This is a genomic window from Tahibacter harae (genome assembly GCF_024437735.1).
Lineage (GTDB): Bacteria > Pseudomonadota > Gammaproteobacteria > Xanthomonadales > Rhodanobacteraceae > Tahibacter > Tahibacter harae.
This window is the reverse complement of record NZ_JANFQO010000009.1, coordinates 20256-37358: the sequence shown is the minus strand read 5'-3', so window position 1 is coordinate 37358 and position 17103 is coordinate 20256. Positions and strand designations below refer to the sequence as shown.

At 69.4% G+C, this 17103-nt stretch carries 13 protein-coding genes and 2 pseudogenes; 14 read left to right on the top strand and 1 reads right to left on the bottom strand.

What is annotated here, in order from left to right; genetic code table 11:
- Positions 1 to 87: 87 nt before the first annotated feature.
- From leuS to tldD, 12 genes and pseudogenes are all read left to right on the top strand, one after another.
- Positions 88 to 1165 (top strand): annotated as a pseudogene (gene leuS, locus NM961_RS24170) (leucine--tRNA ligase); the annotation flags it as partial.
- Positions 1166 to 1356: 191 nt separating this feature from the next.
- Positions 1357 to 2820, top strand: a pseudogene (locus tag NM961_RS24165) (class I tRNA ligase family protein); the annotation flags it as partial.
- 1 nt (position 2821) lies between these two features.
- Positions 2822 to 3325 carry an LPS-assembly lipoprotein LptE gene (locus tag NM961_RS11310; RefSeq protein ID WP_255914441.1) on the top strand — a complete coding sequence of 168 codons (504 nt, stop codon included), beginning with the start codon at positions 2822 to 2824 and terminating at the stop codon, positions 3323 to 3325.
- Between the two features lie 8 nt (positions 3326 to 3333).
- The gene (gene holA, locus NM961_RS11305) at positions 3334 to 4356 is read left to right on the top strand and encodes a DNA polymerase III subunit delta (RefSeq protein WP_255914440.1); all 1023 of its coding nucleotides are present in this window, start codon (positions 3334 to 3336) and stop codon (positions 4354 to 4356) included.
- Positions 4353 to 5015 (top strand): nicotinate-nucleotide adenylyltransferase, encoded by a 663-nt coding sequence (gene nadD / locus NM961_RS11300; protein ID WP_255914439.1) that lies wholly within the window; start codon positions 4353 to 4355, stop codon positions 5013 to 5015. Before holA ends, nadD begins: the two co-directional genes overlap by 4 nt.
- A 349-nt stretch (positions 5016 to 5364) precedes the next feature.
- Entirely contained in the window at positions 5365 to 5727 is a 363-nt protein-coding gene (gene rsfS, locus NM961_RS11295) for a ribosome silencing factor (protein WP_255914622.1), read from the top strand.
- 31 nt (positions 5728 to 5758) lie between these two features.
- Positions 5759 to 6229, top strand: a complete 471-nt coding sequence (rlmH, locus tag NM961_RS11290; RefSeq protein ID WP_255914438.1) for a 23S rRNA (pseudouridine(1915)-N(3))-methyltransferase RlmH — start codon at positions 5759 to 5761, stop codon at positions 6227 to 6229.
- A gap of 13 nt (positions 6230 to 6242) precedes the next feature.
- Positions 6243 to 6812: a Maf family protein gene (locus NM961_RS11285; protein ID WP_255914436.1), complete on the top strand. Its 570-nt coding sequence runs from the start codon at positions 6243 to 6245 to the stop codon at positions 6810 to 6812.
- Between the two features lie 118 nt (positions 6813 to 6930).
- Positions 6931 to 8415 (top strand): ribonuclease G, encoded by a 1485-nt coding sequence (gene rng / locus NM961_RS11280; protein WP_255914435.1) that lies wholly within the window; start codon positions 6931 to 6933, stop codon positions 8413 to 8415.
- 57 nt (positions 8416 to 8472) lie between these two features.
- On the top strand, positions 8473 to 12363 hold the full coding sequence (locus NM961_RS11275; protein ID WP_255914433.1) for a YhdP family protein: 3891 nt from the start codon (positions 8473 to 8475) through the stop codon (positions 12361 to 12363).
- A gap of 39 nt (positions 12364 to 12402) precedes the next feature.
- On the top strand, positions 12403 to 12867 hold the full coding sequence (locus tag NM961_RS11270) for a macro domain-containing protein (RefSeq protein ID WP_255914432.1): 465 nt from the start codon (positions 12403 to 12405) through the stop codon (positions 12865 to 12867).
- 86 nt (positions 12868 to 12953) lie between these two features.
- On the top strand, positions 12954 to 14396 hold the full coding sequence (tldD, locus tag NM961_RS11265) for a metalloprotease TldD (protein WP_255914430.1): 1443 nt from the start codon (positions 12954 to 12956) through the stop codon (positions 14394 to 14396).
- Positions 14397 to 14409: 13 nt separating this feature from the next.
- Here tldD and yjgA read toward each other — a convergent pair whose 3' ends face one another.
- Positions 14410 to 14958 (bottom strand): ribosome biogenesis factor YjgA, encoded by a 549-nt coding sequence (gene yjgA / locus NM961_RS11260; protein WP_255914429.1) that lies wholly within the window; start codon positions 14956 to 14958, stop codon positions 14410 to 14412.
- 39 nt (positions 14959 to 14997) lie between these two features.
- Between yjgA and pmbA the strand changes: the two genes are divergently transcribed.
- Positions 14998 to 16350, top strand: coding sequence for a metalloprotease PmbA (pmbA, locus tag NM961_RS11255; protein ID WP_255914428.1), 1353 nt, complete (start codon positions 14998 to 15000; stop codon positions 16348 to 16350).
- A 208-nt stretch (positions 16351 to 16558) separates the two neighbouring features.
- Complete coding sequence (locus NM961_RS11250) at positions 16559 to 17053, top strand: transcriptional repressor (protein ID WP_255914427.1); 495 nt, start codon at positions 16559 to 16561, stop codon at positions 17051 to 17053.
- The last annotated feature ends 50 nt before the right edge of the window (positions 17054 to 17103 follow it).

Genomic DNA, 17103 nt, shown 5'->3' with positions numbered 1-17103 from the left:
GCGGAGGTTGCTGCGCTGCGGTAGTCTGCGGCGACTTTCCCTGATCCGGCCCGCGGCGCAAAGCCGTGCGGCCCGCCATTGCCCTCCATGCACGAAACCTATGAACCCGGCGCGGTCGAGACCGCGGCGCAAAAATTCTGGAACGACACGCGCGCCTTCGAAGTGAAGGAAGACCGTTCCAAGCCCAAGTATTACTGCCTGTCCATGCTGCCTTATCCCTCGGGCGCGCTGCACATGGGCCACGTGCGCAACTACACCATAGGCGACGTGATCAGCCGCTACCAGCGCATGCAGGGCAGGAACGTGCTGCAGCCCATGGGCTGGGATGCCTTCGGCCTGCCGGCCGAGAACGCCGCGATCAAGAACAACACCGCGCCGGCGACGTGGACCTACGCCAATATCGAACACATGAAGGCCCAGCTCAAGCGCATGGGCTTCGCCTACGACTGGTCGCGCGAAGTGGCGACCTGTAAGCCGGACTACTACCGCTGGGAACAGCAGATGTTCACCCGGCTGTTCCGCCAGGGCCTGGTCTACCGCAAGATGAGCGTGGTGAACTGGGATCCGGTGGACCACACCGTGCTGGCCAACGAACAGGTCATCGACGGCCGCGGCTGGCGTTCCGGCGCGCTGGTGGAGAAGCGCGAGATCCCGCAGTGGTTCCTGCGCATCACCGCCTATGCCGAGGAACTGCTCAACGAGCTGGACAACCTGCCGGGCTGGCCGGATGCGGTCAAGACCATGCAGCGCAACTGGATCGGCCGCTCCGAGGGACTGCAGATCCCGTTCGGCATCGAAGGCAGCGATGAAAAACTGGAAGTGTTCACCACCCGGCCGGATACGCTGCTGGGCGTGACCTTCGTCTCCATCGCCGCCGAGCACCCGCTGGCCCTGGCCGCGGCGAAAGACAATGCCGACCTGGCGGCCTTCATCGAGGAATGCCGCCATGGCGGCACCGCCGAGGCGGAGCTGGAAACCCAGGAAAAGAAGGGCGTCTTCACCGGCATCTACGCCGTGCATCCGGTCAGCGGCGAGCGCGTGCCGGTGTGGGCGGCGAACTTCGTGCTGATGGGCTACGGCACCGGCGCGGTCATGGCCGTACCCGGCCACGACGAGCGCGACAACGAATTCGCCCGCGCCTACCACCTGCCGATCAAGCTGGTCATCGTCAGCCAGGACGTGCGCGACGCGATCGAGGAACTGCAGCGCGACGTCGCCGCCGGCGGCGATGCCATGAGCGCCGCCCTGGGCGGCAGCCCCGCCCGCGACGTATACGAGCCTTCCGCCGCGGTGCAGCTGATCGAGGAATTCCAGCAGCGCGTGCTGTCCGAAGGCGCCTATACCGAGCGCGGCTACCTGGTGAATTCCGGCGAATACGACGGCATGGACTACGACCAGGCCTTCGCCGCCCTGGCCGAACGCTTCGGTGCCGACGCGCGCAAGGTCAACTACCGCCTGCGCGACTGGGGCGTGAGCCGCCAGCGCTACTGGGGCTGTCCCATCCCCATCATCTACTGCCCCAACTGCGACGCCGTGCCGGTGCCCGACGAGCAGCTGCCGGTGGTGCTGCCCGAAGACGTGGCCTTCAGCGGCGTGGTCTCGCCGATCAAGGCCGATCCGGAATGGCGCAAGTGCACCTGCCCGCAGTGCGGTGGCCCGGCCGAGCGCGAGACCGACACTTTCGACACCTTCATGGAGTCCAGCTGGTACTACGCACGCTATACCTCGCCCGGTGCCGCCGGCCAGGTCGACGAGCGCGCCAACTACTGGCTGCCGGTGGACCAGTACATCGGCGGTATAGAACATGCCATCCTCCACTTGTTGTATTTCCGCTTCTACCACAAGCTGCTGCGCGACGCCGGCCTGGTGGCTTCGGACGAACCGGCGACCAACCTGCTGTGCCAGGGTATGGTCGTGGCCGAGACCTTCTTCCGCGACGAGGAGAACGGCGGCAAGACCTGGTTCAACCCGGCCGACGTGAGCATTCAGCGCGACGAGCGCGCGCGCATCATCGGCGCATTGGCGGGCGACGGCCTGCCGGTGCAGATCGGCGGCATCGAGAAGATGTCCAAGTCCAAGAACAACGGCGTCGATCCGCAGACCATGGTGGCAAGCTACGGCGCCGACACGGTGCGCCTGTTCTCCATGTTTGCCTCGCCGCCGGACATGTCGCTGGAATGGAACGAGGCCGGCGTGGAAGGCATGGCGCGCTTCCTGCGCCGCGTGTGGAACCAGGTGCATCGCCATGTGAGCGCGGCGCCGGTGGCCGAATCCCAGGCCGCCGCGGCAGCCCTGGCGCGCGGCGAGATCGCGCTGGATGCGGAACAGAAAGCCGTGCGGCGCAAGCTGCACGAAACCATCGCCAAGGTGTCCGACGACATCGGCCGCCGCCACGCCTTCAACACCGCCATCGCCGCGGTGATGGAGCTGCTCAACGTGCTGGCCAAGTTCGACGACGACTCCTCCGCCGCGCGCGCGGTGCGCCAGGAAGCTTGGGAGGCCGTCACCCTGCTTCTGAACCCGATCACGCCGCATTTCAGCCACGCCCTGTGGCAGGCCCTGGGCCACGCGGAAAGCCTGATCGAGGACCAGCGCTGGCCGGTGGCCGATGCCAAGGCACTGGAGAAGGACGCGCTGGTGCTGGCGGTACAGGTCAACGGCCGCCTGCGCGGCCAGATCGAGGTCGCGGTCAACGCGGCCAAGGACGAGTGCGAGCGCCTGGCCCTGGCCGATCCGGTCGTGGCGCGCTTCCTCGAAGGGCAGACGGTGAAGAAAGTCATCGTGGTGCCGGGCAAGATCGTCAACATCGTGGCGGGCTGACATGCGCAAACTCGTGCGTACCGTATTGCTGAGCGGCTGCCTGCTGCTGGCGGGCTGCGGCTTCCATCTGCGCGAACAGGCCGAAGTGCCTGATGCGCTCAAGCGCGTGCGGCTGGAGATCGCCGATCCCGGCAGCCTGCTGTACCGCGACCTGCCCGGCGCGCTGCAGCGCGCCGGCGCCAGCGTGCAGGAACAGGCTGGCAGCGACGTGGCCACGCTGCGCATCCCGGTCAGCACCTTGGGCAGCGAGGCGCTGTCGGTGGGCGCGACGGCGCGGGTGCGCGAATACACCATGCGCTACCGGGTGGAACTGGAAGCGGTCGATGCCGCCGGCACCGTGATACTGCCGCGCCAGGTGATAGAGCTGAGCCGCGACTACACCTTCGACGAAACCCAGGCCCTTGGCGTGGCCGCGCAGGAAGACGAGCTGCGCAAGCAGCTGCAGCGCGACATGGTGCAGGCCATCCTGCGCCGGCTGGAGGCGCTGGGCCGCGCGGCCGGCTGAGCGCGCGCATGAGCCTCAGCCTCGCACAGCTGCGCCAGCATCTGGCCGGCGATGTGCTCAAGCCGGTGTATTTCCTCGCCGGAGAGGAACATCTGCTGCTGATCGAGGCGGCCGACGCGCTGCGCGCGCGGGCGCGCGAGCTGGGCTATCTGGAGCGCGAAGTGCTGGATGCGGAATCCGGCTTCGACTGGGACGACCTGGCCCGCGCCGCCAGCGGCATGTCGCTGTTCGCCTCGCGCAAGCTGATCGACCTGCGCGTGCCCACCGGCAAGCCGAACAAGGACGGCGCCGCGGCCATCATCGAATACTGCGGGCGTCCGCCGCCGGATACGGTGCTGCTGATCACCTCCACCCAATGGAGCAAGCAGCACCATGCGGCCTGGGTCGATACGGTCGAAAGCGTGGGCGTGTTCGTGCCGCTGCCGCCGCTGCGGCCCGAGGATTTGCCGGCCTGGATAGGCCAGCGCATGGCCAGCCGCGGCATCAAGGCCGGGCGCGACGCGATCGACCTGCTGGCCGAGCGGGTGGAAGGCAACCTGCTCGCCGCCGCGCAGGAAGTGGACAAGCTGGCCCTGCTGGCCGGGGATCGCCTGCTCGACGCGGCCACGCTGGAAGACCTGGTCGCCGACAGCGCGCGCTACGATGCCTTCAAGCTCACCGACGCCGCGCTCGGCGGCGACGCGGCGCGGGCGCTGCGCATCGCCGCCGGCCTGCGTGCCGAGGGCGAACAGGTGCCTGGGCTGATGGGCCTGCTGCTCTATCAATTGCAGATCATGGTGCGCCTGGCCGCGGCGCCGAATCCGGCCCAGGCCTTCCGCGCGGAGCGCATCTATCCGGCGCGCGAGGCGGTTTACCGCAAGGCGCTGCAGCGCGGCAATCTTTCCCATTGGGAACAATGCCTGGCCCAGGCCGCGCAGATCGACCGCATCAGCAAGGGCCGCGGCGCCGGCGACGCCTGGGTGGAGCTGGAACGCCTGCTCGCGGCCATGGCGCTGCCGCGCAGCTCGCACCTGCTGGCCGCGATCACTTGAATACGCCGCGGCCGCTGGCCCTGCTCGGCGGCACCTTCGATCCGGTGCACTTCGGCCACCTGCGTGCGGCCTGGGAAGCGGCCGAGCAGCTCGATGCCGAAGTACACCTGCTGCCGGCCAATGTGCCGCCGCACCGGCCGCAGCCGGCGGTGGACGCGGCCGGCCGCGTGGAACTGCTGCGCCTGGCCCTGGCCGGCCAGGAGCGGCTGCGCCTGGACACGCGCGAACTGCAGCGTGCCGGCCCTTCGTACACGGTGGATACGCTGTACGAACTGCGCGCGGAGATCGGCCCACAGCGGCCGCTGGTACTCCTGCTGGGCATGGACGCCTTTGCCGCCCTGGCCAGCTGGAACCGCTGGCTGCAGCTGTTCGAGCTGGCACATATCGCGGTGATGGACCGGCCCGGTCCCGCGCCGGCGTTTCCTGCGGAGCTGCAGGCCCAGGTCGCCGCGCGCCGCGCCGGCCTGGACGGCGACTGGCGCGGCCACGGCGCCGGCCGCGTACTGTTCCTGGACGTGACGGCGCTGGAAATTTCCGCCACCGCCGTGCGCGGTCAGCTCGCCGCCGGCCTTTCGCCGCGCTATCTCGTGCCCGATGCCGTGCTCGGCGAAATCCAGCGCCGCGGCTGGTACCGCGGCGGCAGCGGCGCCGGCGACTAGGCCGCCGCAGGCCGGTGGCTGCGGGCGGGCGGGCCACGGCCTATACTCCGCCCCAATCCGCCATCGAGGTAATGCACGCTTGGCCACCAAATCGACGAAGTCCCCGACCGCCACCGAGCCCAAGACCCGTTCCGCCGCGCGCCCGGCCGCCAAGAAAGCCGCCGTCGCCAAGAAAGCGCCGGCTGTGAAGAAAGCCGCCGCGAAGAAGACCGATGCCAAGGCCGTGCCGGCGCGCAAGCCGGCCGCCAAGGCTGCGCCCGCGGGCAAGCCCGCCGCAAGGAAGGCTGCGCCCGCCGCCAAGTCCGCGGCACCTGCCCAGCCCAAGGCGCGCAAGTCGGCCAAGCCGGCCCTGCCCACGGACATCGTCGAGCGCCTGCGCCTGGAAGTGCGCCGTGCGCTGGAAGAACTCAAGGCCAAGGACATCGTCGAGCTGGACGTGCGCGGCAAGACGTCCATCGCCGACTACATCGTCGTCGCCGGCGGCACCTCCAGCCGGCATGTGCGCTCCATCGCCGACGAAGTCATCAAATACTCCAAGAAGGCCGGCATGATCCCGCTGGGCGTGGAAGGCCAGCGCGAGGGCGAATGGGTACTGGTCGACCTCGGCGACATCATCATCCACGTGATGCTGCCGCGCGTGCGCGAGTTCTACGGCCTGGAGCGGCTGTGGTCGGTGGGCGGCGACGAGTCCGCCGAAGCGGCCTACGCCTGATCTACGTACCGCTGCAGCCACGGCAGGTCCCATGCGCGCGCGCCTGATCTCGGTCGGCGAGCGCATGCCGGCCTGGGTCAGCGAAGGCTTCGCCGAATACAGCAAGCGGCTCTCGCGCGAGCTGCCGCTGGAGCTGGTCGAACTGCGCCTGGGCGACCGCGGCAAGGGCCGCGACCTGGCCCGTGCGCTGGAAGACGAAGGCGCGGCCATGCTTGCAGCCATCCCGCGCGGCAGCCACGTCGTCGCCCTGGACGGCCGCGGCAGGACCTGGTCCAGCGAAGATCTCGCCGCCCAGCTGGCCAACTGGCGCATGGCCGGGCGCGACCTGGTATTCCTGATCGGCGGCCCGGACGGCCTGGCCGGCGCTGCGCTGGCGCGGGCAGACCAGCGTTTCTCGCTGGGCGCGCTGACCTTGCCGCACATGCTGGTTCGCCTGATCCTGGCCGAGCAGCTCTACCGCGCGGTCAGCCTGCTCGGCAATCATCCCTATCACCGCGCCTGACGGATCCGATCCCATGCTGTATCTCGCTTCGCAATCGCCACGCCGGCGCCAGCTGCTGGAACAGCTGGGGCTGAACTTCGCCGTGCTCGATGTGGATGTGCCGGAGCAGCGCGAGCCCGGCGAGCCCGCCGCCGATTACGTCAGCCGGGTGGCGCGGGAAAAGGCCGGTGCCGGCCTGCTGCAGGTGGCCGGCGTGCCCGGCGCCGTGGTGCTGGGCGCGGATACCGAAGTGGTGCTGGACGGCGACGTGTTCGGCAAGCCGGCCGACGCGGCGGCGGCGGCAGCCATGCTGCAGCGCCTGCAGGGCCGCAGCCATACGGTGATCTCGCGTGTATGGCTGGTCAGCGCCGGCCGCGAAGAGCAGGCGCAAAGCGATTCCGACGTGCATTTCGCGCCGATGGACGAGGCCGCCATCGCCCGCTATGTCGCCAGCGGCGAGCCCTACGGCCGCGCCGGCGCGTACGCCATCCAGGGCCTGGCCGCGGCACATATCCGCCATCTCAACGGCAGTTACACCGGCGTGATGGGCCTGCCGCTGTTCGAGACGGCGCAGCTGCTGCGCCATTTCGGCCTGCTGGCCTGAGCACCGCGGCTGCGTGCGGCAAGCCGCGGCTGCATCGACAAGTTCACATGGGCGCGGCTATAACCCCGTACCCCAGGTACTGTGGCGCGGTTCAGCCGCCCGCTGACAAGGTAGTCCGGTGAGCGAAGAAATCCTGATCAACGTCACTCCGCGCGAAACCCGCGTCGCCGTCGTCGAAAACGGCATGCTGCAGGAAGTGCATATCGAGCGCGCACAAAAGCGCGGCTACGTCGGAAATATCTACAAGGGCAAGGTGAGCCGGGTCATGCCCGGCATGCAGGCCGCCTTCGTCGAGATCGGCCTGGACCGCGCCGCCTTCCTGCATGCTTCCGACATCGTGCGCGCCGCGCCTTCGCTGGTCGGCGACGCCGCCGAGAGCAGCGCCTCGCCCGGCCCCACGCCGCCCATCCTCGATCTGGTGCGCGAAGGGCATGAACTCGTGGTGCAGGTGGTCAAGGATCCGATCGGCAGCAAGGGCGCGCGCCTGACCACGCACCTGTCGATTCCCTCGCGCTACCTGGTGCTGCTGCCGTATTCGCGCATGGTCGGCGTGTCGGTGCGCATCGAGGACGAGGCCGAGCGCGGACGCCTCAAGGAAATCCTGCAGCAGCTCGGCCGCGACGGCAGCCTGGGCTTCATCGTGCGCACCAATGCCGAAGGCCAGACCCACGAAGCCCTGGCCGAGGACGTGGATTACCTGGGCCGCCTGTGGCAGGCGGTGCAGGAAGGCATCAGCCAGGCCCGCGTCGGCACGCGCATCTACGAGGATCTGCCGCTGTCGCTGCGCGCGCTGCGCGACCTGATGCGGCGCGATATCGAGAAGGTGCGTGTGGATTCGCGCGAGACCTTCGACAAGATCCACAGCTTCGCTCAGCAGTTCATGCCCGACATGGTCGAGCGCATCGAGCACTACCCGGGCGAGCGTCCCATCTTCGACCTGTACGGCGTGGAAGACGAAATCCAGCGCGCCCTGCGCAAGGAAGTGCCGCTGAAATCCGGCGGCTACCTCATCGTCGACCAGACCGAGGCCATGACTACGGTCGACGTCAACACCGGCGCCTTCCTCGGTCACAGGAACCTCGAAGAAACCGTCTACCGCACCAACCTGGAAGCGGCCCAGGCTGCGGCGCGGCAGCTGCGCCTGCGCAATCTCGGCGGCATCATCATCATCGACTTCATCGACATGACCGACGACGAGCACAAGCGCCAGGTGCTGCGTACGCTGGAAAAGGCGCTGCTGCGCGACCATGCCAAGACCACGGTCTACGACATGTCGCCGCTGGGCCTGGTCGAGATGACGCGCAAGCGCACCATGGAGAGCCTGGAGCGCCAGCTGTGCGAGCCCTGTCCCGAATGCGGCGGCCGCGGCAGCCTGAAGACCGCCGAGACCGTCACCTACGAGATCTTCCGCGAGATCACCCGCGCCGTGCGCCAGTTCGACGCGGAGAAGCTGCTGGTGCTGGCCGCGCCGAAAGTGGTCAGCCGCATCCTGGAAGAGGAGTCCGCCGCGGTGGCGGAGCTGGAGGAATTCATCCGCAAGACTATCCGCTTCCAGCCCGAGGAACATTATTCGCAGGAGCAGTTCGATGTGGTCCTGCTCTGAGCGGCGCTGCCGCATTGGCCACAAGGCGGCATTGTTCCTGACCGCAGGACGCTGCGCGTGACACCGTGGCGCCGCCGGCTGCGCCGCCTGCGCATTGCGCTGACCGTCGGCTGCGCCTGCCTGATCATCCTGGCGGCGGTGCTGGTCGGCCTGCTGCGCCTGCTGCTGCCGCAGGTGGGGCTGTATCCGCAGCGCGTGGCGGCGTTCCTGTCGGAACAGTTGCAGCGGCCGGTCAGCGTGGACCAGGTCGAAGGCTACTGGGGCGACGGCGGCCCGCTGCTGCGGCTGGAAGGCGTGCACGTGGCCGCGGCCGATCCGGCTGCGCCGCCGCTGGTGATCCCGCAGGCCGAGCTGGGCCTGGATCTGGGCGCCTGGCTGGGCAGCCACCGGCGCTGGAGCGAGTTCCGCATCCGCGGCCTGGACCTGACCTTGCAGCACCAGGAGAACGGCAGCTGGCAAGTGTCCGGCCTGGTCGGCGGCGATGGCGGCGGCAGCGGCGACAATCCTTTGCTGCTGCTGGGCGCGCTGGTGCTGCGCGACAGCCGCCTGCGCGTGATCGACGCGGCCAATGCCGTCGACATTGCCGTGCAGATCGGCGAACTGCGCCTGCTCAACGATGGCGACGACCACAGTCTGCGCGCGCTGCTGCGCCGCGATGCGGCCGATGCAGGGCGGCTGCTGCTGATGGCGGATTTCAACAGCGCCCGCCGTTCCGGCCAGGTCTATCTCGGCGGCGAGGCGCTGGATCTGGCCGGCCTGAGCCAGGGCCTGGCCTGGCGCGGCCAGCAGCTGCGCGCGGGCAAGGGCCGGCTGCAGCTGTGGGCGCGCCTGGACAACGGCCAGGCCAGCTCGGCGCATGCGTCCTTCGACCTGGCCGGCATCGAGATCACACCGCTCGCGGCCGGCGAGCCGCCGGCGCCCGGCGCCGGCCTGGCCCAGCTTGCCGGCGTGGCGCGCTGGCAGCGCGACGGCGCCGGCTGGAACCTGGACCTGGCCGGGCTGCGCGCCGCCCAGGCCGGCTCCAATGCCGTGCCCACCGCGCTGCAGTTGCGCCGCGACGACGCCGGCTACCGGCTGCAGGCTGAACAAGTGGATCTTTCCACCGTCGCTGCGCTGCTGCCGCTGCTGCCCGAGCAGCGCGGCAGCTGGCCGGCCCGGGCCGGCCTGCAGGGGCAGCTGCGCAACATCCATCTGCGCTATGCGGCGAAGGAGGATTTCGACCTCGACGCGGAGCTGGCCGGGCTGAGCTTCCTCGCCGTGGACAAGGTACCGGGCCTGACCCGCCTCAGCGGCAGTCTCAGCGCCGACGCCGGCGCCCTGGTGCTGGAACTGCCGCCGCAGACGACGACGTTGAATTACCTGCGCAAATTTCGCCAGCCGCTGCCGCTGCAGCGCCTGGCCGGGCGCATCGCCGCGTTTCCGCTGGAGAGCGGCTGGCGCGTGGAGACCGACGCGCTGGACGTGGACGGCCCGGGCTACGCGGTGCAGCTGCGCGGCGGCGTGGAACTGCTGCCCGACGCCGGCAAGCCGGTGCTGGATCTCTACGCCGTCGTGCTGCCCAGCGACGTGCCCGCGGCCAAGCAGTTCTGGCCCATCGGCGACATGGCGCCGCGCGCGATGGAGTGGCTGGACCGCGCCCTGGTCGCCGGCACCATCGTCGGCGGGCGCGCCGCGATCCACTGCGATCTGGATGACTGGCCCATCCGCAATTACGCCGGGCAGTTCAAGGCCCGCGCCGAGATCGAAGGCCTCACCCTCGATTACAACCCGCGCTGGACCCGCGCCGAGAACGTCGCCGTGGCCGCCGAGTTCCTCAATTCCAGCATGAAGGCCGAAGTCAGCACGGGCACGGTGCTGGGCGCGAAAATCGTCCACGCCGCGGCCGACATCCCCAGCTTCAAGGACGCCGTGCTCGCGCTGGATGTGGCGGGCGAGGGCAGCGGCCCGGACCTGGTCGCGATCATCACGGCCTCGCCGCTGGGCACGCGCTTTGCGAGCCAGCTCAAGGGGCTGGAGATCGGCGGCAGTGCGGCGGTGAAGTTCCGCCTGGACCTGCCGCTGTCGCCCAACCGCGACGACAGCACCACGCGCGGCGAGGTCGAACTGCGCGATGCCCGCATCCGCGCGCAGAAATGGGATATCGATTTCGCCCACAGCAGCGGCAGCATCCGCTTCAACGACGGCGGTTTCAGCGCCGGTCCGCTGAGGCTGGAGCACGGCGGCCAGCCGGCCCAGTTCTGGCTCGCCGTCGGCGAGGACGTGGCCGACAAGCGCAACGCCGCCGAGGCGCGCCTGCAGGGCAATTTCCCGCTGGACCTGGTATTCGCCGGCGCCCAGGCGCTCAAGCCCTGGTGGGAGCGCGCCTCGGGCCGTTCCGAATGGACCGCCGACCTGGCGGTGCCGCGCGAGGACGGCCAGCCGACCCGGCTCACCATGCGCTCGGAACTGCGCGGCACTGCGCTGGACCTGCCCGCGCCGCTGGACAAGGCCGCCGGCGATGCCCTGCCGGTGGCGCTGGCCCTGCAACTGCCGGCCGAAGGCAGCCCGCTGACGGTGGAAGTGGCCGATGTGCTGCGCCTGCGCGCGCGCCTGCCGGATGCGCAGCGCGAGTTCGCCGGCAACCTGGCCCTGGGCGAGACCATGCCCGAACACGTGCCCGCCAGCGGCCTGGACGTGAGCGGCCACGGCCGCCGCCTGGACCTGGCTGGCTGGGCGGCGATCGGCCTGGGCGCGGGTGCCGGGCCGGGCCTGCTCAATGCGGTCGACATCCGCGTGGCCAAGGCCAGCCTGGGCAGCCGCGTGCTGGAAGACCTGGGCCTGGTGCTGGCGCGCCAGCCCGACCAGGTCGGCATCAGCTTCAGCGGTGCCCAGGCCCAGGGCACCTTGCAGATTCCGACCAGCGATCTGCTCAAGCGCGGCATCACCGCGCAATTCGAGCACCTGTACTGGCCCGACGCACCGCGCCCGCCCGGCGCGGAGAACGCCGACATGCCCGATCCACTCGACGGCGTAGTGCCCTCGACCATTCCGCCGCTGCACCTGTGGATAGGCGATTTCCGCCTGGGCTCGGCCCATCTGGGCGAAACCCGGCTGGAATCCCTGCCCAGCGGCGAAGGCATGCGCATAGAGCAGTTCGAGACCCATTCGGCCGACATGGACATGCACGTGCGCGGCCAATGGAACGGTGACGGCAAGCGCCACCGTTCCGATATCGACATGGACCTGACCTCGGAAAACATCGGCCGCATGCTCACCGCGCTGGGCTTTTCCGGCCTGTTCGACGGCGGCCAGACCCTGGCCCACCTGGATGCCTACTGGGACGGCTCGCCGGCCTCTTTCGCCCTGGCGCGGCTGGAAGGCAAGCTCAAGCTCAATATCAGCGCCGGCCGCATCCTCGATGTGGAGCCGGGCATGGGCCGCCTGTTCGGCCTGTTCTCGGTGCGCGAGATTCCGCGCCGCCTGGCGCTGGATTTCGGCGACTTCTTCCGCTCCGGCATGAGCTTCACCGCGATCAGCGGCGATTTCGCCCTGGCCGGCGGCAACGCCACCACCAGCAACCTGCTCATCACCAGCCCCGCCGCCGATATCCGCATCCACGGCCGTACCGGCCTGAAAGCGCGCGACTACGACCAGCAGATGGTGGTCACGCCGCGCGTGGGCGGCGCCCTGACCGTCGTCGGCGCCCTGGCCGGCGGCCCCGCCGGCGCCGCCGCCGGCCTGGCCGTGCAGACCCTGTTCAACAAGGCCATCAACCAGGTGACCACGGCGCGCTACCACGTCACCGGCAGCTGGGACAAACCCGAGATCACCCTGGTCTCGCGCGAAGGCGGCCGCCGCGGCAGCACGCCGCGCGGCAGCCCGGCCGAAACGAAGACGGAGCCGGAACTGCACGGGCCGCCCGCAGGCGACGCGCAACCGATACCGCCGCGGCCGAATGATGGCGGCTGAGCGGGGTCTTGCTGTTTCCACCAGCAAGCGGAACGCCTCATGCAAGCCGAAATCGTATATGGCGACCTGCTCGACCAGCCGGTCGAGGTGATCGTCAACGCCTGGAACCGCAACTGGATTCCCTGGTGGCTGCTGCTGCCGCAGGGCGTTTCCGGCGCGATCAAGCGGCGCGCCGGGCTGGGCCCTTTCCGGGAAATCGGCCGTGCCGGTCCCCTTGCGCTGGGCGGCGCCGTCGTGACCGGGGCGGGGCGCCTGCCGCACAAGGCCATCATCCATGTCGCCGGGATCAACCTGCTCTGGCGCGCTTCGCCGCGTTCCATCCAGGATTCCGTGCGTTCGGCCCTTGCGCTGGCCGCGGAGCGTGGTTTCCGTTCCCTCGCGTTTCCGGTGATCGGTGCGGGTTCCGGCGGTTTTGCCGAGGCCGCAGCGCTGGAGCTGATGATCCAGGCGCTGGCCGGGCTGGATCATGCGGTTTGCGTGCGCATCGTCCGCTTTCGCCGCTGACGGGCCTGTCCGGCTTGCCTGGACTTGCCTTGTAGCCTACCGTTCCCGCCCTTATCTCCCCGCCACTGTCCTTTGCGGAATACCTGATGAATTCGATGATCGCGCAAGCGAGCGAACGCCTTTTGCGCCCGGGCGGACTGTCCGTGAACGAGCTGGAGCGCGTGTTTACGCGTCTGATGGGGCCGGGCATCGATGCGGCCGACCTCTACTTCCAGCATGCGCGTTCCGAGCACTGGGTGCTGGAGGACGGCATCGTCAAGGAAGGCAATCATTCCATCGAACAGGGCGTGGGCGTGCGTGCCCTGGCCGGCGAGAAGACCGGCTTCGCCTATTCCGACGAGATCGTGCTGCCGCAGCTGCTGGAAGCCGCGGGCGCGGCGCGCAGCGTGGCGAAGACCGGCGCTGCCGGGGTGGGCCTGCCGCTGGCCCTGGGCGGCGGGCGCAGCCTGTACCGGCCGGTGGACCCCATCGACAGCCTGGACAGCGCCGGCAAGATTGCGCTGCTGCGCGAGATCGACGCCTACACCCGCGCGCAGGATCCGCGCGTGACCCAGGTCATCGTGAGCATTTCCGCCGGCCTGGACACGGTGCTGGTCGCCGCGGCCGACGGCACCCTGGCCGCCGATGTGCGGCCGCTGGTGCGTTTCCATGTGCAGGTCATCGCCGAACAGAACGGCAAGCGCGAAGGCGGCAGCGCCGGCGGCGGCGGCCGCTACGACTATGTGGAACTGCTGGCCGACGACAAGGCGCGCAGCTGGGCACGCGAGGCAGTGCGCCTGGCCCTGGTCAAGCTCGACGCCGTCGACGCTCCTGCCGGCGCCATGCCGGTGGTGCTGGGCCCGGGCTGGCCCGGCGTGCTGCTGCACGAGGCCGTGGGCCACGGCCTGGAAGGCGATTTCAACCGCAAGGGCACCTCGGCGTTCTCCGGCCGCATCGGCCAGCGCGTCGCCGCGCCCGGCGTCACGGTTGTGGACGATGGTACTTTGGCCGGACGCCGCGGTTCGCTCAATGTGGACGACGAGGGCGTGGCCAGCGAATGCACCGTGCTGATCGAGGACGGCATCCTGCGCGGCTACATGCAGGACAAGCTCAACGCGCGCCTGATGGGCGTGCGTCCCACCGGCAACGGCCGGCGCGAATCCTTCGCCCATCTGCCCATGCCGCGCATGACCAATACCTACATGCAGCCCGGCGCGCATGATCCGGCCGAACTCATCGCCTCGGTCAAGCGCGGCCTGTACGCGGTGAATTTCGGCGGCGGCCAGGTCGATATCACCAACGGCCGCTTCACCTTCTCCGCCAGCGAGGCCTACCTGATCGAGGACGGCAGGATCACCCGCCCGGTCAAGGGCGCGACCCTGGTCGGTTCCGGGCCGGAGGTGATGAACCGCATCAGCATGATCGGCAACGACCTGCGCCTGGACGAAGGCGTGGGCGTCTGCGGCAAGGAAGGACAGAGCGTGCCCGTGGGCGTGGGCCAGCCCAGCCTGAAGATCGACAGCATCACCGTGGGCGGCACCGCGGCGTGAAGCGGCTGCGCGCCTATTCCTCTTCCTCGCTGTGCGGCGCCGCCGCGAACAGTTCGCGCAGCTCGCGGAACAGTTCGCGGAAGGCGTGCGGCGGGCGGTTCTCGTGGCGTTCCACCTTGGCCTGGCGCGCCAGCTGGCGCAGGTGCTGGCGATCGGCGGCGGGATACAGCTTGAGTAGTTCGCCCAGCGCCTCGTCGCCCTGGTCGATCAGGCGCTCGCGCCAGTCTTCCAGCCGGTGCAGCTCGGCGGTCTCGCGCCGCGACACCTGGCGGTCGTGGTCGAGTGCGGCCCGCAGCGGCGGCAGTTCGTCCTCGCGCCGGCGCAGGATCTTGGCCAGGTACTGGATCTGCCGCTTGCGCGCGATCTGCTGGGTCACCCGGCGGGTTTTTTCCACTTCGGCGCGCAGGTCTTCGTCCAGCGGCAGATGGTCCAACTGGGCCTCGGTGAGGCTGACCAGGCGCTCAGCCAGCTCGAACACCGCCAGCGCATCGCGCCGGCGCTGGCTGCGGCTGGGGGCGTCGTCCGCGTCGTCATCAAACAATTCGTCGTCGTGTTCGCGCATGAGCGGGCCCGCTGCCGGCAAAGAACGGAAGGATAGGCTGTGAGTACAGAGATCGCCAACAAGGACACCAGCCAGGCCGAGCTGGACCGTCTCGCCGAAGTCGCCGCCGATGTGCTGCGGCGCTGCAAGGCCGCCGGCGCGGATCAGGCCGAAGTGGCCGCCAGCATCGACGTGGGGCTGAATGTCAGCGTGCGCCTGGGCGACGTGGAGACGGTGGAGCACACCCGCGACCGTTCCTTCGGCGTCACCGTGTATTTCGACAAGCGCAAGGGCTCGGCCAGCACTGCCGATCTCAACGCCGATTCCATCGCCAAGACGGTGGAACAGGCCTGCGCCATCGCGCGCTATACCGAGGCCGATCCGGCCTCCGGCCTGGCCGACGCCGCGCGCATGGCGCGCGAGTTCGGCGAATTCGACCTGTGGCATCCCTGGGACATCAGCGTCGAGGACGCCATCGCCCTGGGCCTGGAGATCGAGGACGCCGGCCGCAGCGTGGCCGGCATCAGCAACTCCGAAGGCGCTTCGGTGCAGGCCGGCCAGGCCCTGGCCGTCTACGCCAATTCGCACGGTTTCGTCGGACGTGAGCGCGGCACCCGCCACATGCTGTCGGTGTCGCTGCTGGCCGAGGACGCGGCCGGCATGCAGAGTGCCTACTGGTACGACTCCGTGCGTGCAGCCAGCGATTTCGGGCCGGCCGCCGCGATCGGCCGCAAGGCCGCCGAGCGCGTGCTGTCGCGCCTGGGCGCGCAGACCTTGACCACGCGCCAGTGTCCGGTGCTGTTCGCCTCTGAAGTCGCCCGCGGCCTGATCGGCCACCTGCTCAACGCGGTCAGCGGCGGTGCGCTGTACCGCAAGGCCAGCTTCCTGCTCGACGCCTGCGGCCAGCGCCTGCTGCCCGAATTCGTCGACATCATCGAGGACCCGCATCTGCGCCGCGGCCATGCCTCGGCCTCGTTCGACGCCGAAGGTGTCGCCACCACACGCAGCGCCCTGGTCGAGCGCGGCGTGCTGCAGCGCTACCTGCTGTCGAGCTATTCCGCGCGCATGCTCGGCCTGGAAAGCACCGGCAACGCCGGCGGCATCCACAACCTGCTGGTGCGCGGCGGCGACGATGATTTTCCTGCCTTGCTGAAGAAGATGGGCACCGGCCTGCTGGTCACCGACCTGATGGGGCAGGGCGTCAACACCGTCACCGGCGACTATTCCCGCGGCGCCGCCGGCTACTGGGTGGAAAACGGCGTTATCGCCTATCCGGTGGAGGAAATCACCATCGCGGCCAACCTGCGCGACATGTACGCCAATATCGTCGCGATCGGCAGCGACGTGGACCCGCGCTCGCATGTGCTGACGGGCTCGATCCTGGTGGAGCGCATGACGGTCGCGGGCGCCTGAGGCGCTGGCGACGGGATTGGGTATTCGGGATTTGCCCAGGCAATGGGTACGGGAACAGTACTGCGGGATTTGTAGCGGCTGTTGCAGCCTGCTGCCGCCGATGGGTAATTCCGCACGTCCGTCTTGTGCGCACCCTCATGACCTCCCTGGATCCGCTGTTGCGAATCTCCAATCCCGAATCCCGAATCCCATCGCTTATCATGCGGCCATGAACACTTCCCACGAGCACGACCATGCGGAACACAAGCACGGCGCGCACCGGCACAAGCACGATGCGGCCGCCTTCGTGCGCACCGTGGCCGATGCCTGCGAGCGGCGCGGCCTGCGCCTGACGCCGCTGCGGCTGCGCGTGCTGGAGATGGTTGCGGCCAGCGACAAGCCGGTGAAGGCCTACGATCTGCTCGACCAGCTCAAGGACGAACGCGCCGGCGCGGCCCCGCCCACGGTCTACCGCGCGCTGGATTTCCTGCTGGAAAACAGCTTCATCCACAAGCTGGAATCCATCAACGCCTATGTCTCCTGCCATCACCCGGAAGAAGCGCACCAGGTGCCGTTCCTGATCTGCGACGTCTGCGCCGGCGCCATCGAGATCTGCGACGAACGCGTCGCCGCACTGCTGGCCGGCCAGGCCCAGGAACACGGCTTCAAGCCGCGGGCGCAGACGCTGGAAGTGCACGGCGTGTGCGCGAACTGCGCAAAATAGCTGCGTCATTCAGCGTCCGGCCGGCAGGCCGCGGCGAGGGGCAAACGCGA

Excerpts from the sequence above, each read along its gene's own strand:
- NM961_RS11310 (WP_255914441.1), top strand. The coding sequence starts at position 2,822 with ATGCGCAAACTCGTGCGTACCGTATTGCTGAGCGGCTGCCTGCTGCTG.
- holA (WP_255914440.1), top strand. The coding sequence starts at position 3,334 with ATGAGCCTCAGCCTCGCACAGCTGCGCCAGCATCTGGCCGGCGATGTG.
- rlmH (WP_255914438.1), top strand. The coding sequence starts at position 5,759 with ATGCGCGCGCGCCTGATCTCGGTCGGCGAGCGCATGCCGGCCTGGGTC.
- NM961_RS11285 (WP_255914436.1), top strand. The coding sequence starts at position 6,243 with ATGCTGTATCTCGCTTCGCAATCGCCACGCCGGCGCCAGCTGCTGGAA.
- NM961_RS11270 (WP_255914432.1), top strand. The coding sequence starts at position 12,403 with ATGCAAGCCGAAATCGTATATGGCGACCTGCTCGACCAGCCGGTCGAG.
- tldD (WP_255914430.1), top strand. The coding sequence starts at position 12,954 with ATGAATTCGATGATCGCGCAAGCGAGCGAACGCCTTTTGCGCCCGGGC.
- yjgA (WP_255914429.1), bottom strand. The coding sequence starts at position 14,958 with ATGCGCGAACACGACGACGAATTGTTTGATGACGACGCGGACGACGCC.
- NM961_RS11250 (WP_255914427.1), top strand. The coding sequence starts at position 16,559 with ATGAACACTTCCCACGAGCACGACCATGCGGAACACAAGCACGGCGCG.